Annotated in this window: 12 protein-coding genes; 8 read left to right on the top strand and 4 right to left on the bottom strand. The window is 69.7% G+C overall.

What is annotated here, in order from left to right; all coding sequences use genetic code 11:
- The first annotated feature begins 137 nt into the window (after nt 1-137).
- From ACWEPG_RS13065 to ACWEPG_RS13055, 3 genes are all read left to right on the top strand, one after another.
- The gene (locus tag ACWEPG_RS13065; RefSeq protein ID WP_450117053.1) at nt 138-1,112 is read left to right on the top strand and encodes a GlxA family transcriptional regulator; all 975 of its coding nucleotides are present in this window, start codon (nt 138-140) and stop codon (nt 1,110-1,112) included.
- Between the two features lie 131 nt (nt 1,113-1,243).
- Nucleotides 1,244-1,369, top strand: a complete 126-nt coding sequence (locus ACWEPG_RS13060; protein ID WP_450117052.1) for a hypothetical protein — start codon at nt 1,244-1,246, stop codon at nt 1,367-1,369.
- A gap of 198 nt (nt 1,370-1,567) precedes the next feature.
- The gene (locus ACWEPG_RS13055) at nt 1,568-2,392 is read left to right on the top strand and encodes a dienelactone hydrolase family protein (RefSeq protein ID WP_450117051.1); all 825 of its coding nucleotides are present in this window, start codon (nt 1,568-1,570) and stop codon (nt 2,390-2,392) included.
- A 51-nt stretch (nt 2,393-2,443) separates the two neighbouring features.
- On the opposite strand, the gene ACWEPG_RS13050 is transcribed toward ACWEPG_RS13055, so the two are convergent.
- Entirely contained in the window at nt 2,444-4,096 is a 1,653-nt protein-coding gene (locus ACWEPG_RS13050; RefSeq protein WP_450116189.1) for an AMP-binding protein, read from the bottom strand.
- Nucleotides 4,097-4,203: 107 nt separating this feature from the next.
- Between ACWEPG_RS13050 and ACWEPG_RS13045 the strand changes: the two genes are divergently transcribed.
- The 5 genes from ACWEPG_RS13045 to ACWEPG_RS13025 all read left to right on the top strand — a co-directional run bounded on the left by ACWEPG_RS13045 (nt 4,204) and on the right by ACWEPG_RS13025 (nt 9,104).
- Nucleotides 4,204-5,073, top strand: coding sequence for a LuxR C-terminal-related transcriptional regulator (locus ACWEPG_RS13045; protein WP_452594535.1), 870 nt, complete (start codon nt 4,204-4,206; stop codon nt 5,071-5,073).
- Between the two features lie 24 nt (nt 5,074-5,097).
- The gene (locus ACWEPG_RS13040) at nt 5,098-6,522 is read left to right on the top strand and encodes an APC family permease (protein WP_450116191.1); all 1,425 of its coding nucleotides are present in this window, start codon (nt 5,098-5,100) and stop codon (nt 6,520-6,522) included.
- 38 nt (nt 6,523-6,560) lie between these two features.
- On the top strand, nt 6,561-7,358 hold the full coding sequence (locus ACWEPG_RS13035) for a nuclear transport factor 2 family protein (protein ID WP_452594534.1): 798 nt from the start codon (nt 6,561-6,563) through the stop codon (nt 7,356-7,358).
- A gap of 82 nt (nt 7,359-7,440) precedes the next feature.
- On the top strand, nt 7,441-8,085 hold the full coding sequence (locus tag ACWEPG_RS13030) for a LysE family translocator (protein ID WP_452594545.1): 645 nt from the start codon (nt 7,441-7,443) through the stop codon (nt 8,083-8,085).
- A gap of 233 nt (nt 8,086-8,318) precedes the next feature.
- Nucleotides 8,319-9,104, top strand: a complete 786-nt coding sequence (locus ACWEPG_RS13025) for an alpha/beta hydrolase (protein WP_452594533.1) — start codon at nt 8,319-8,321, stop codon at nt 9,102-9,104.
- Nucleotides 9,105-9,108: 4 nt separating this feature from the next.
- On the opposite strand, the gene ACWEPG_RS13020 is transcribed toward ACWEPG_RS13025, so the two are convergent.
- The 3 genes from ACWEPG_RS13020 to ispG form a co-directional block, all read right to left on the bottom strand.
- Nucleotides 9,109-10,917, bottom strand: coding sequence for a penicillin-binding transpeptidase domain-containing protein (locus tag ACWEPG_RS13020; protein WP_452594532.1), 1,809 nt, complete (start codon nt 10,915-10,917; stop codon nt 9,109-9,111).
- Nucleotides 10,918-11,012: 95 nt separating this feature from the next.
- Nucleotides 11,013-11,849 (bottom strand): GNAT family N-acetyltransferase, encoded by an 837-nt coding sequence (locus tag ACWEPG_RS13015; protein ID WP_450116194.1) that lies wholly within the window; start codon nt 11,847-11,849, stop codon nt 11,013-11,015.
- A gap of 84 nt (nt 11,850-11,933) precedes the next feature.
- A complete protein-coding gene (gene ispG, locus ACWEPG_RS13010) occupies nt 11,934-13,088 on the bottom strand; it encodes a flavodoxin-dependent (E)-4-hydroxy-3-methylbut-2-enyl-diphosphate synthase (protein WP_450116195.1) in 1,155 nt (384 codons plus the stop codon).
- Nucleotides 13,089-13,136 lie beyond the last annotated feature (48 nt).

Below are 13,136 nucleotides of genomic sequence, written 5' to 3'. Positions count from 1 at the left end.
CCTGTACTACCCGTCGCTCGATCTGGACTTCGACGTCGACCGCTACGCATCCCTGCGGGAGAACGCCGAAGGCTACGGTGTCGAGACCGCCGGCCGCTCGACCCTCCCCACCGGCGGCCGTCTCGGGAGTGGGTGCCATGCGGATCGGAATCCTCGCGTACGACGACTGTTTCGCGACGGAGGTGTTCGCCGTCTCCGACATCCTCCGCATCGCCAACCGGGTCGCCCGCGAGAACGGCACCTCCCGTACCGACCTGTTCCGGACCACGGTCGTCGCCGCTGGGGACGGCCCGGTGGCCGCCGCGGGCGGGTTCACGATCGGCGCGCAGCGATGGCATCACCGGTTCGATCTCCTCGTCGTGCCGGGATTCGACGTCTCCCCCACCGAGGACCTCGACGTCCGGCTCGCCGATCGCGGCCGCGAGATCGACTTCCTCCGAGCGGCGGCGCGCCACAACACCCGGATCGCGTCGGTGTGCGTCGGCGCATTCCTGCTGGGTGAGGCCGGTGTGCTGGACGGACGACGGTCGACGACTTCGTGGCTGTTCGCGTCGCAGCTGGCTCGGCGATATCCGCGGTCGACGGTGTGCGCGGAGTCGCTGGTCGTCGGCGACGGCCACGTCACCACCACCGCCGCGTTCAGTGCATCCCTCGACCTCGCGACCGCGATCGTGCGAGACCACCTCGGCGCGAGCGTCGCCCGTGCGACTGCCCGCATCACCCTGGTATCGGAGAACCGGGCCAGCCAGGCGCCGTACGTCGTCGAGTCGATGGTGCCGACGACGTCCGGCCCCTTCGCGACCGCGGTGCAGCGCTGGCTGGTCGATCACCTCACGGAGCCCTACAACCTGTCCCGGCTGGCGGATGCGTTCCACGTCAGCACCCGAACCCTCTTGCGCAGGTACGGCGGTGAGGAGGGTCGGACGCCGTTGGCCTTCCTGCAGGAGGCACGGATCGCTGCCGCCAAAAGGCTTCTCGCCGACACCGATGTCCCGATCGGCGACATCCCGCGTCGGGTCGGGTACCAGGATCCCGGCACGCTGCGGCGGATGTTCGTCGATCGCGTCGGAATCGGTCCCGCCGAGTTCCGCCGCCGGTTCCGCGCTCGTTGAGGTTGCCGCCCCGGGCGGGGATCGGATTCCCAGGCGGCTGCCAGGGTGAACCCAGGTTCGACGCCTAGAACTGAGGCGCTCTGCCCTGACACCGCATGGCGTGGTTCCATGCACGACGAGAAGGACTCTTCATGGATTTCGATCAGATCATCGAACTGCTGAGCGCGCTCGGCGACTTCGGCGACTTGCTTTCCGGCGCGGGCGATCTGCTCTCCGGCGTGGTCGAATTCGGCGGCTCGGTCTCCAGCCTGTCGTAACCGGTCTCCCCTCTGCGCGTGTTGCCGGGCACCAGATTGGTTGCCCGGCAACACGCGTTTTCGGCGTCATCGGGGAAGCTCACCCGAGCCACCCTGGCCGGATCGACCCGAAAGGTGGCGATCCCGCCCCTCGTCCCCCGGTCCGCCGGCCACGAGACTCGACCTGTTCAGTGACCGACAACGAACAGGAACCCACAGATGACACCGCACGACACGACCGTGGACGATCCGCTCGACGACTTCGAACGGCGCGACGTCACCTTCGATTCGGTCACGAAGGTCGTGCTCGTCTCCGGCGCGGGCCCGGCCGTCGTCGTCATGCCGGAGATGCCCGGAATCAGCCCGCACGTGGCCCGGTTCGCGCGGTGGGTGCGCGACGCCGGCTTCACCGTGTACCTGCCGTCGCTGTTCGGGCGCGACGGTGCGGTGCCGACGACCGAGGACGGCAGCGCCGTGATGCAGCGGGCGTGCGTGAGCGCCGAGTTCCGGGCGTTCGGCGCAAACCGGACCAGTCCCGTGACCCAATGGCTCCGCGCGCTGGCGCGAACCGCCCACGAGGAGTGCGGCGGCCCCGGCATCGGCGCCGTCGGCATGTGCTTCACCGGGAACTTCGCGCTGACCATGACACTCGAGGCGTCGGTCCTCGCACCGGTGCTCTGCCAGCCGTCGCTCCCGCTCGACGACCCGGGCGGACTGGAGATCGCACCGGAAGACCTGACTGCGGTACGCGACCGCCTCGACCGGGACGACCTGACCGTGCTGTCGTACCGGTTCGCCGGCGACAAGTGGTGCCGGGCCGAACGTTTCGCCGCCTACGCGTCAGCGCTCGGCGACCGGTTCGTGGGCACGGTGCTCCCGGACAGCGCGGCCGACCCCACGCCCCCGCCGTTCTTCGCGGACGTGGTGGCGAGCCCGCACAGCGTCGTGACGGCACACCTGATCGATGCCGCGGGCGAGCCGACCATTGCCGCGCGCAACGAGATCCTCGCGTTCCTCACCTCACGGCTGACCGAGACACGATGACGGGAGTTCGGTGGCCGACGACCCGGCCACCGAACTCCCCGTCACGCGCTGTCAGCCCTTCCGCAGGATGTAGCGCTGCACCTTGCCGCTCGGGGTCTTCGGCAGCGACGGCACGAAGTGCACGGTGCGCGGGTACGCGTGCGCGGCGAACTTCTTCTTCACCAGCTGCTGCAGGTCGGCCTCGAGCTCGTCGGTGCCCTCCACCCCGTCACGCAGCACGACGAACGCCTCGAGGACCTCGCCGCGCAGCTGGTCGGGCATGCCGACGACGGCGGCCTCGATGACCTGATCGTGCATCACCAGCACCGACTCGACGTCGAACGGGCCGATCCGGTATCCCGCCATGATGATGACGTCGTCGTCGCGGGAGCTGAAGAAGAAGTGCCCGTCGTCGTCGGCGCTGCCCGCGTCGCCGGTGATGTACCAGCGGCCGTCCTCGCTGAACCGCTGCTTCGTCTTCTCCGGGGCGTCGACGTAGCCGGTGAACCACATCATCGGGCTGTGGTGCGTGTCGATCGCGACCCGGCCCGCGGTGCGCGGCGGCGCGACCTCGTCGGCGTCGTCGAGCAGCACCGCGCACGACCAGCCCGGCAGCGCCCGGCCCATCGACCCGGCCGGCACACCCTCGCGCAGTCCGTCCGCCCAGGCGTTGACGATGAACATCCCGTGCTCGGTCTGCCCGTAGTGATCGCGGACCTCGACCCCGAGCGTGGACTGCGACCACGCCACGACGTCGGGGGTAAGCGGCTCGCCCGCCGACGACGCCCGGCGCAACGCCAGCCCGGCCGGGACCGGGTTGGTGTCGGCGCGCAGGCTGCGGTACACGGTCGGCGCGGCGGCGAAGTTGGTGACACCGAACTTCTCGATCACCTGCCAGGTGAGGGGTGCCGAGAACCCGGCGTGCAGCAGCAGGCTTCGCGTGCCCGACGCCAGCGGCCCGAGCAGCGCGTAGTACAGCCCGTAGGCCCAGCCCGGGTCGGCCGCGTTCCAGAACACGTCGTCGGGTCGCACGTCGAGCCCGAACTCCATGTATCCGTGGAACGACGCGAGCGCGCGCACCGGCACCGGCACGCCCTTCGGGGTTCCGGTGGTCCCGGAGGTGAACAGCTGCACGATCGGCCCCTGCGCGCCGACCGCGACCGCGGCACCCTTCGGGTCGTCCCCGCGATGCGCGGCGAGAAGGGCCGCCAGCTTCAGCTGACCGTCGGACTCCGGTTCACCGGCAGCGACGATCACCGTCCACGGCGCGTCGGCGGGAATGTCCTCGCCGGGCGCAAGCTTGTCGAGCTGGTTCCGGTCCGCGACGACGACCTTCGCGCCGGACGAGTCGAGCCGGAACGCGATCGCCGGGGACGCGAACGCGGTGAACAGCGGCACGTGCACCGCGCCACGCCGCCAGATCCCGAGCAGCGCGACGACCAGCTCCGCGGACTTGCCCATCAGGGTGGCGACGCAGTCGCCGGGCTCGACGCCGAGGTCGGCGAGGGCGGCGGCGAACTTCGTCGACTCGGCGCGCAGCTCGCCGTAGGTGAGGTCGCGGGAGGACAGGTCGCCCTCGATCACGGTGAACGCGACATCCTCGGCAGGATGCCGGTCGCAGAGCAGCTCGGCCGCGCAGGCATCGGCGGTGTCGTACTGACCGAGCAGCTCGCGCACCCGCGCATCAGCATCTGCACGACTCGTCGCGGCACTGTTGTCGACCATGGAGGTTCCTTCCCACTTCACTCCGGCATGACGCCGGACACTTCACTCGCCTTATGATCTAGCTCACAAGGTCTCCACACCACCCCCGGAAAGGGGTAGCCGCACCGATGCCGACGCCAACGAGCCCCCGCGACGCGCTCCTCCGTCCCCGCGACGGGGACGCGCTACGCGCCGAACTGCGACTGACCGCGAGCCTCACCGACGTACCGGTCCTGTTCGGCGGTGAGGTCCACGACGGCAACCTGCTGCTCAGCGAGTTCCTCGGCACCCGAACCAACGGGTTGAAAGGACTCACCGTCCCGTCGTCGTCCGGGCTCGGTGGACGCGTCTCGCACCAGCGCCGGCCGGCGTCGGTGCCCGACTATCGCAGCGCCCTGAACATCACCCACCACTTCGACGGACCGGTCCTCGGCGAGGGCCTGCGGTCGGTGATCGCCGTCCCCGTCGTCGTCGACGGCGTCTCCCGTGCCGTGCTCTACGCCGCGATCCGCGAATCCACCCCGATCGGCGACCGGACCGCGGAACTGCTCACGCTGTCCGGACGCAGGCTGGCCGCGGAGATCGCGATCCGGGACGAGGTGGACCGGCGGCTGCGACTGCTCGGGACCCGGGAGACCAGTTCCGGTCCGGTGGACGCCGCCGTGTCGGAGGGCATCCGGGACGCGCACGCGGAGCTGCGGAGCCTGGCCCAGGACGTACCGGACAACGCGTTGCGGGGCCGGCTGCGTGCGGTCGCCGACAAGCTCGCCGGACTGCTCGCCGAGGGCGCCGAGCCGTCCGCGGTCACCCTCTCCCCGCGCGAACTCGACGTCCTCGCGCACATCGCCCTGGGCTGCACGAACAATGAAGTCGCGCACCGGCTCTCGCTGGGACCGGAGACCGTCAAGAGCTACCTGCGCAGCGCGATGGGCAAGCTCGACGCGCACTCGCGGCACGAGGCGGTGGTCAGCGCGAGGCGCCTCGGTCTGCTTCCATAGATCCAGTCAGCGCGAGGAGGGGCCATGGCCGCACCGTCGTCCACCACCGGGCACGAACCGACCCTCAAGCGCGTGATGGGCCCGTGGCTGCTGCTGCTGTTCATCGTCGGCGACATCCTCGGTACCGGGATCTACGCACTGACCGGCCAGGTCGCGAACGACGTCGGCGGCGTGGTGTGGCTGCCGTTCCTGGTCGCTTTCGTCGTCGCGATGATCACCGCCTTCAGCTATCTGGAACTGGTCACCAAGTATCCGCAGGCGGCCGGCGCCGCCCTGTACACGCACAAGGCGTTCGGTCTCCAGTTCCTCACGTTCATGGTCACGTTCGCGGTGATGTGCTCGGGTATCACCTCGGCGGCCACCGCGTCCCGGGCGTTCGCGGCGAACTTCGCCGAGGCCTTCGAGCTGGACGTGCGCACCGGCATCGGCATCACCCTGCTCGGCGTGGCGTTCATGCTGGTGGTCGCGGCGGTCAACTTCCGCGGGGTCGGCGAGTCGGTCAAGATCAACGTGGTCCTCACCTGCGTGGAACTGTCCGGACTGCTGATCATCATCTTCATCGGCATGTGGGCGCTCGGAGTCGGCGAGGGCGACTTCTCCCGCGCGATGACGTTCGACACCGGCGACCGCACCGCGCTCGGAGGCGTGATCGCCGCGACGACTCTGGCCTTCTACGCGATGGTCGGATTCGAGGACTCGGTGAACATGGCCGAGGAGTGCAAGGAACCGAGCCGGATCTTCCCGCGCGTGCTCCTGATCGGGCTGCTGTTCACCGGCCTGATCTACGTGCTGGTGTCCGTGACCGCGATCGCACTGGTGCCTGCCGACGAACTGGGCGAGGGCGACACCCCGTTACTCAAGGTCGTGCAGGCCGGCGCCCCCGGCTTCCCGCTCGGGATCTTCGCGTTCATCACGATGTTCGCGGTCGCGAACACCGCACTGATCAACATGCTGATGGCCAGCCGCCTCCTCTACGGCATGAGCCGCCAGCACGTGCTGCCGCCGCAACTGGGCCGGGTGCACCGCACCCGCCGCACGCCGTACATCGCGATCGCGTTCACCACCCTGCTGGCACTGGGGCTGATCACGTTCGTCGGCGAGGTGCCGCAGCTCGGCGGCACCACGGCGCTGCTACTGCTGTGCGTCTTCACCATCGTGAACGTCGCGGTGCTGGTCCTACGCCGGGACCCGGTGGAGCACAAGCATTTCCGCGCACCCACTGCCCTGCCGGTCGTCGGGGCGCTGAGCTGCGCATTCCTCGCCACTCCGTTCACCGACCGCAACCCCGAGCAGTACGCGATCGCCGGGGTGCTGCTCGCGATCGGTGTGGTGCTGTGGTTCGTCAACCACCTGGTGAACACGAAACTCGGGGTCAAGGGCGAACTGCATCCCGAGTACCTCGGGGACGCCCCGCAGGATCCCACGAATCCGCAGGGCCCCAGCAACTGACTTCTAGAACGCGTTCCAACTTTCTGGCATACTCCGCGATGCCCGACGCCGTCACCGATCCGAGGTGTGCCATGCTCGCCGACCCCACCACCCTGCTCGCGCTCGCGCACGCCTCCCCCGCCGCGGTCGCCGCCCACGACAAGGCCGCGTGGCTGGGCCTGTTCGCTCGCCAGCACGTCGTCGAGGACCCGGTCGGCGGGCGGCCCGTCCTCGGCGGCCTGTACGACAAGCGCAGCCTCCGCCGCGGCGGCGAACCCCTCGCCCGGTTCTGGGACACCTTCATCGCCCCCAACGACATTCGGTTCCACATCGACCGCGACGACATCGTCGACGGCCTGACCGTGGTCCGCGACGTCACCATCGAGACCCGTCTCGGCGGAGGCGTTGCCGCGAAGGCCCCGATGCACCTGCTGTACGAGACCACCCTCGACGACGGCGAGCCGCGGATCCGTCGGATCGCCGCGCACTGGGCGGTCGCACCGATGTTCGCGCAGGTCGCGGGGGTCGATCCGGCGAAACTCAAGGTCGGCATGTCGATGGGCGCGCGGATGCTGCGGCACCAGGGCCTGGGCGGATCCCTCGCCTTCGGCGCCGCGGTCCGCAGCGTCGGAGAACGCGGCAAGCAGTCCGTGCGGCGACTCGTCGAGTCCGCCGGACGCGGAGACGCCGACGCCCGGGCGGTCCTCGGCGGACGTACCGTGACCGACCTGACCAAGGTCATCGCCGCGGGGGACGCCGTCACCGCCTCCTGCACCGCCGACGGCTCCCCGGCCCTGCTGTGCTGCTATCTCGATCGCAGGTCCCTCCGCGTGATCCGGGCCGTCGTCTACTCCTGACGCGCGCCCTGGCCCGCAGCAGGCCAGTGTTCGCGATCTGGCTGTCGACCACATCGCACCTGCCGGGCAGCCTGGGGGCGTGGTGATTTCGACGGCGGCGGCGTTGGGTATGGCGTTGACGGCACTGGGAATGGTCCTCACCCCGGGGCCGAACATGATGTACCTGGTGTCTCGCAGCATCAGCCAGGGCCGCACGGCCGGTCTGATCTCGTTGTCCGGCACGGCGACGGGATTCGTGATCTACATGGCGATGGCGAACCTGGGTCTGGCGGTGGTCTTCCTCGCGGTTCCGTGGCTGTACACGGGATTCAAGGCGGCCGGCGCGGCCTACCTGGCCTACCTCGCCTGGCAGGCGCTCAAACCCGGCGGACGTGGCCTGTTCGAACCGGCGTCACTGTCCCGCGACTCGACCGGCAGGCTCTTCGGGATGGGGTTGGTCACCAACCTGCTCAACCCGAAGGCGGCGATCATCTATCTCGCGCTGATCCCGCAGTTCGTCGACCCGAACCGCGGGCACACCGTCGCACAGGGATTCGCACTGGGCGGCGTGCAGGTCGCGGTCAGCGTCGCCGTCAACGCTGCGATCGTGATCGCGGCGGGCGCGGTCGCCGCGCTGATCGCCACGCGACCCGCATGGGCGGCCTGGCAGCGCCGGGTCACGGGAACGCTACTCGGCGCCGTGGCCGTGCTGCTCGCCCGGGAGGTACCGGCGCGAGCAAGGGTGTGATCGGGAGCGGACATCGCCGGCCTCCCACCGTGACCAAGGTCGTCGACTTCGCCACCACCCCCGCGAGTTCCTTCGAGACGCTACGAGTTCTGGACATTCGACGATTCGCGGTGCGAGGGTGGACATCGCGCCCACCACGGCCGCCAGCTCCGTGACCCATCACCAACGACAGCCGGCGAGCGACCAATTACGGCGCCGCGACCGGAGCGCAATGCGAGGCGGGAGGGCGACCGATGCTCGAAGTGATCGACAAGGGCGAGTCGACCGACACTCACCCGGCACCGCTGCTGTTCGTGCACGGCGCGTTCCATGCCGCGTGGTGCTGGGAGGAACACTTCCTGGACTGGTTCGCGGCACGCGGATACCGTGCCGTCGCGGTCAGTCTGCGCGGGCACGGCGCCAGCGCCACGCCGATCCCCCTCCGCCGGGTGACCATCGCCGACTACGTCGACGATATCGCGGCGGTCGCGGCCGATCTGCCCATACACCCAGTCCTCGTGGGCCATTCAATGGGCGGATTCGTCGTCCAGAAGTACCTCGAGTCGTGCAACGCGCCCGCCGCCGTACTGGTGTCGCCGGCACCCGGACGAAGGTTCTTCCGGTCGACGCTCCGAGTCGCGCGGCGTCACCCCCTTCTCTTCTTGGAGGCCACCGCGACACACCGGCCGTCGACCGTCCACCGAACCCCGAAACTGACCCGGGAATCGTTCTTCTCCGATCGGATGCCGGGCTCCCAAGTGCACGAGTACGCGACACGTCTGCAGGAGGAGAGCGATCGGGCGATTCGCGGGATGATCTACGCCGACCTCGTCCGGCCACGACCGCGAGCTGTGCCGATGCTGGTACTCGGAGCCGAGGGCGACGTCACCCACCCGCCGTCCGAGGCACGGAGGACCGCGCATGACTGGGGCGCCGAGGTCGCGATCCTGCGCGGGTCGGCACACGACATGATGCTCGAACCACAGTGGCCCGAGGCGGCCATACGAATCGACGCATGGCTCACCAACCGAATACGGTGACGGGTCAGTAGCCCTCGGGCAGCGCCGCGAACATGTCGTTGGTGACGGCCACCGCGTTGTCGGAACTGCCGCCGCGGACCACGAGGGTGGCGAAGGCGATGTCCCCGCGGTAGCCGACGAACCAGGCGTGCGAGCCGCCGTCGACCTCGGCCTCCCCGGTCTTGCCGTACACGTCGCCCTCGCCGGCGATCCGCGTCGCGGTGCCGGAGGTGACCACCTCGCGCATCATGCCGCGCAGACCGCTGACCATTTCCGGGGTGATCGCGGTCCGCTCGCCGTCGACGGTGGTCTCGTCACCGAGGATCAGGTGCGGCACCGGCGTCGAGCCGTTCGCGACGGTCGCGGCGGCCAACGCCATACCGAACGGGCTGACCACGACCTTGCCCTGCCCGAAGCCGTCCTCGGTGCGCTGCACGAGATCCTCGGCCGGGGGCACCGACCCGGAGTCGGTCGGCAGTCCGGGCACCTCGTAGTCGACGCCGATGCCGAACTGCGCCGCCGCCTTCGTCAACGCGTCCGGCTCCATCTCGCTGGCCAGTTTCGCGAAGGTGGTGTTGCAGGACCGGGCGAACGCGGTGCTCATCGAGACGGTGCCGAGCGCGAACTCGTTGTAGTTGGGCACCGACCGCTCGCCGATCGTGATCCGGCCCGGGCAGCCGACCATGGTGCCGGGCTGCGCGAGACCGCTGTCGATGGCGGCGCCGGCGGTGACGATCTTGAACGTCGACCCGGGAGGGTACATGCCGGTGGACGCGACCGGGCCGTCGCGGTCGGCGGCCTTGTTCTGCGCGACGGCGAGGATCGCGCCCGTCGACGGCTGGATCACCACCATCATCGCCTGGTCGGTGCGGGCATTGACGGCGTTCTGCGCGGCCACCTGGATCGGCCGGTCCAGGCTCACCGAGAACGACGGCGCCGGTTGCGGTTTCGTGTCCGTGAGCACGTCGGTGTCGACACCGTTCTGGTTGACGGTGACCACACTCCACCCCGCGGTTCCGTCCACCTCGTCGATGACCCGCTTCTTGACCTGGCCGATCAGGTCGGGCGCGAAGTCGCGGTCGGTGGACACCAGGTCGGCCTCCTCGTCGACCGTGACGCCCGGCAGTTCGGCGAGCGAGGCGGCGACCGTCTCGTAGTCCTCCTGGCGCAGGCTCGCGACCAGATAGGTGCCCTTGACGGTCGATGCCGACTCGGCGATGGACTGCGCCGTCAGCGACTTGTCGAACGGCGCAAGGATCTTCGCGAGCGCGGCCGCGACGGACCCCAGGTTGCCCGCCTTGCGTGCGTCCAGCTTGATCCGCTCGATCGTGCCGGGCACCAGGACGTCGGTGCCGGAGCGTTCGTTGACCCGCGCCCGCGGCGCCGGCGTGGCCCGCAACGACATGGTGTGGGTGTCACCGAGTTTCGGGTGCAGGTCGGTCGAACTCCAGCGCACCGCCCAGTCCCCGTCCTTGCGTCCCATCTGCAGATCACCGGAGTAGGTCCACACGCGCTCCTTCGGCAGGTGCCACTCGTAGGTGTAGCCGACGGTCGCGGTGTCGCCGGTGACGCGGACCGAACCCAGCGTCGCGGTCATCGACTCGGCCTGCAGGTTCTCCCACGCCGAGTCGAGCGCCCGCTGCGCGACGTCCGGGCGGTCGGACAGGGCAGCCGCGGCCTCGGTGTCCCGCTCCGCGAGCGCGGAGACGAATTCCTGCGCGGCCGGCTCGGGTCCGTCGGGTTTCGGGGTGCAGGCGGCGAGGCCCACGGTCAACGCCCCCGTCACGGCGAGAGCGAGCGGGGTGCGGACACGGCGGGCGACACGAGAGTTCATCGACGCCCATAGTAGGTGTGCCGCCGACACATTCGGCCGATCGACCACGCGTGAGATTCACCCCAGCCGGAGCACGGCACCCGACGGCTGCCGCGTCAGTCGAGGAGGACGGTCGAGAAGGTCGCGACCTGGGTGAAGCCGACCCGCTCGTATGCCCGCCGAGCCGGCACGTTGAAGCTGTTCACGTAGAGACTGGCGGTGCGCCCACCCCGGACCACGGCGGCCGCGACGGCCGCGGTTCCGGCGGCGCCGAGCCCGCGGGATCGGTGGTCGGGATGCACCCACACGCCCTGGATCTGGCCGACCTGCCGAGACGCGGAGCCGATCTCCGCCTTGTACAACACCTGGCCGTCCTCGAATCGGGCGAACGCACGGCCCGCGGCGATCAGCCCGGCGACCCGGCGCCGGTAGCCGCGACCGCCGTCCCCGGCGCGCGGATCCACCCCGACCTCCTCGATGAACATCTCGACGGCGGCGCAGAGGTAGGTGTCGAGTTCGTCCATCCGGACGAGCCGGACGTCGGGATCGGGTTCGACGAGCGGCCGGGCCGCCAACGCGAGCAGCGGCTGCTCGGCGCGGACCTCCCGCGCCGGACCCCAGTCGGATTCGAGCATCTCCCACAGCGGCATGGTCAGCTCGGCACGCCCCACGAGGGAGGAACACATCCGCGGGAACCGGCACGCCCGATCCGCGAACGCGCGCAGGTCGCCGATGCTGCCACGCAGTGGGACCAGGTTCGCCCCGGAGAAGCACAGCGACTCGTCGGGGCCGCCACGACTCCACAACTCCCCGTTGATCGACCGCGGCTCGACCCCGAGGTCCTGCACCCGCGCGGCGACCATGCAGGTGGCGACGGGGTCGGCGTCGAGGACCCGCAGCACGTCAGCGCGGTCCCGTGCGCCGAGTTGCCTGGCGCCGAGGAGTTTGAGCACCCCGTCACCCCCGGGTCTCGTCGAAGAAAGCGGACAGTCACGCCGTTCCTCACGGTGGGCGTGCCGACAGGATACGGTGCGCGATCAGCTCACGGTGACGACAGGCGATCCCGATTCGGAATCGTTGCCCATCTCCTCCGCGATGCGCATCGCCTCCTCGATCAGCGTCTCCACGATCTGCGCCTCGGGGACGGTCTTGATGACCTGGCCCTTGACGAAGATCTGGCCCTTGCCGTTGCCGGACGCGACACCGAGGTCCGCCTCGCGCGCCTCGCCGGGACCGTTGACAACGCAGCCCATCACCGCAACCCGCAGCGGCACCTCCATGCCCTCGAGCCCGGCGGTCACCTCGTTCGCCAGCGTGTACACGTCGACCTGTGCGCGTCCGCACGACGGGCACGAGACGATCTCCAGCTTGCGCGGGCGCAGATTCAGCGACTGCAGGATCTGCGTGCCGACCTTGATCTCCTCGGCCGGTGGCGCGGACAGCGACACTCGGATGGTGTCGCCGATGCCCTCGCTGAGCAGCGCACCGAACGCGACGGCGGACTTGATGGTGCCCTGGAACGCCGGACCGGCCTCGGTGACGCCCAGGTGCAGCGGATAGTCGCACTGCGCGGCCAGCTGCCGGTACGCCTCCACCATCACGACCGGGTCGTTGTGCTTGACGGAGATCTTGATGTCGCCGAAGCCGTGCTCCTCGAACAGGCCCGCCTCCCACAGCGCCGACTCGACGAGGGCCTCCGGGGTGGCCTTGCCGTACTTCTGCATGAGCCGTGGGTCGAGGGATCCGGCGTTGACGCCGATCCGGATCGGGATGCCCGCGTCCCCGGCCGCCTTCGCGACCTCCTTGACGCGGCCGTCGAACTCCTTGATGTTGCCGGGGTTGACCCGCACCGCGGCACAGCCGGCGTCGATGGCGGCGAAGATGTAGCGCGGCTGGAAGTGGATGTCCGCGATGACGGGAATCTTGCTCTTGCGTGCGATCTCGGCGAGCGCGTCGGCATCCTCCTGCCGCGGGCACGCGACCCGGACGATGTCGCATCCGGACGCCGTGAGCTCGGCGATCTGCTGCAGGGTCGCGTTCACGTCGTGCGTCCTGGTGGTGCACATCGACTGCACCGACACCGGATGATCGCTGCCGACACCGACGTTGCCGACCATCAACTGCCGGGTCTTGCGGCGGGGAGCGAGGACGGCGGGAACATCGGGCATGCCCAAACCGACGGGGCTGGTCACGGTTGCCTTCTTTCTTTGCGGTACCAGGAAAGTCTAGGTCGTGTCTCC

Source organism: Rhodococcus sp. NPDC004095 (assembly GCF_053604015.1).
Note: the sequence above shows the minus strand (reverse complement) of the source record. Positions and strands in the feature narration are given on the sequence as shown.

Excerpts from the sequence above, each read along its gene's own strand:
- ACWEPG_RS13055 (WP_450117051.1), top strand. The coding sequence starts at position 1,568 with ATGACACCGCACGACACGACCGTGGACGATCCGCTCGACGACTTCGAA.
- ACWEPG_RS13040 (WP_450116191.1), top strand. The coding sequence starts at position 5,098 with ATGGCCGCACCGTCGTCCACCACCGGGCACGAACCGACCCTCAAGCGC.
- ACWEPG_RS13065 (WP_450117053.1), top strand. The coding sequence starts at position 138 with ATGCGGATCGGAATCCTCGCGTACGACGACTGTTTCGCGACGGAGGTG.
- ACWEPG_RS13020 (WP_452594532.1), bottom strand. The coding sequence starts at position 10,917 with ATGAACTCTCGTGTCGCCCGCCGTGTCCGCACCCCGCTCGCTCTCGCC.
- ACWEPG_RS13045 (WP_452594535.1), top strand. The coding sequence starts at position 4,204 with ATGCCGACGCCAACGAGCCCCCGCGACGCGCTCCTCCGTCCCCGCGAC.
- ACWEPG_RS13035 (WP_452594534.1), top strand. The coding sequence starts at position 6,561 with ATGCCCGACGCCGTCACCGATCCGAGGTGTGCCATGCTCGCCGACCCC.
- ACWEPG_RS13060 (WP_450117052.1), top strand. The coding sequence starts at position 1,244 with ATGGATTTCGATCAGATCATCGAACTGCTGAGCGCGCTCGGCGACTTC.
- ACWEPG_RS13025 (WP_452594533.1), top strand. The coding sequence starts at position 8,319 with ATGCTCGAAGTGATCGACAAGGGCGAGTCGACCGACACTCACCCGGCA.
- ACWEPG_RS13050 (WP_450116189.1), bottom strand. The coding sequence starts at position 4,096 with ATGGTCGACAACAGTGCCGCGACGAGTCGTGCAGATGCTGATGCGCGG.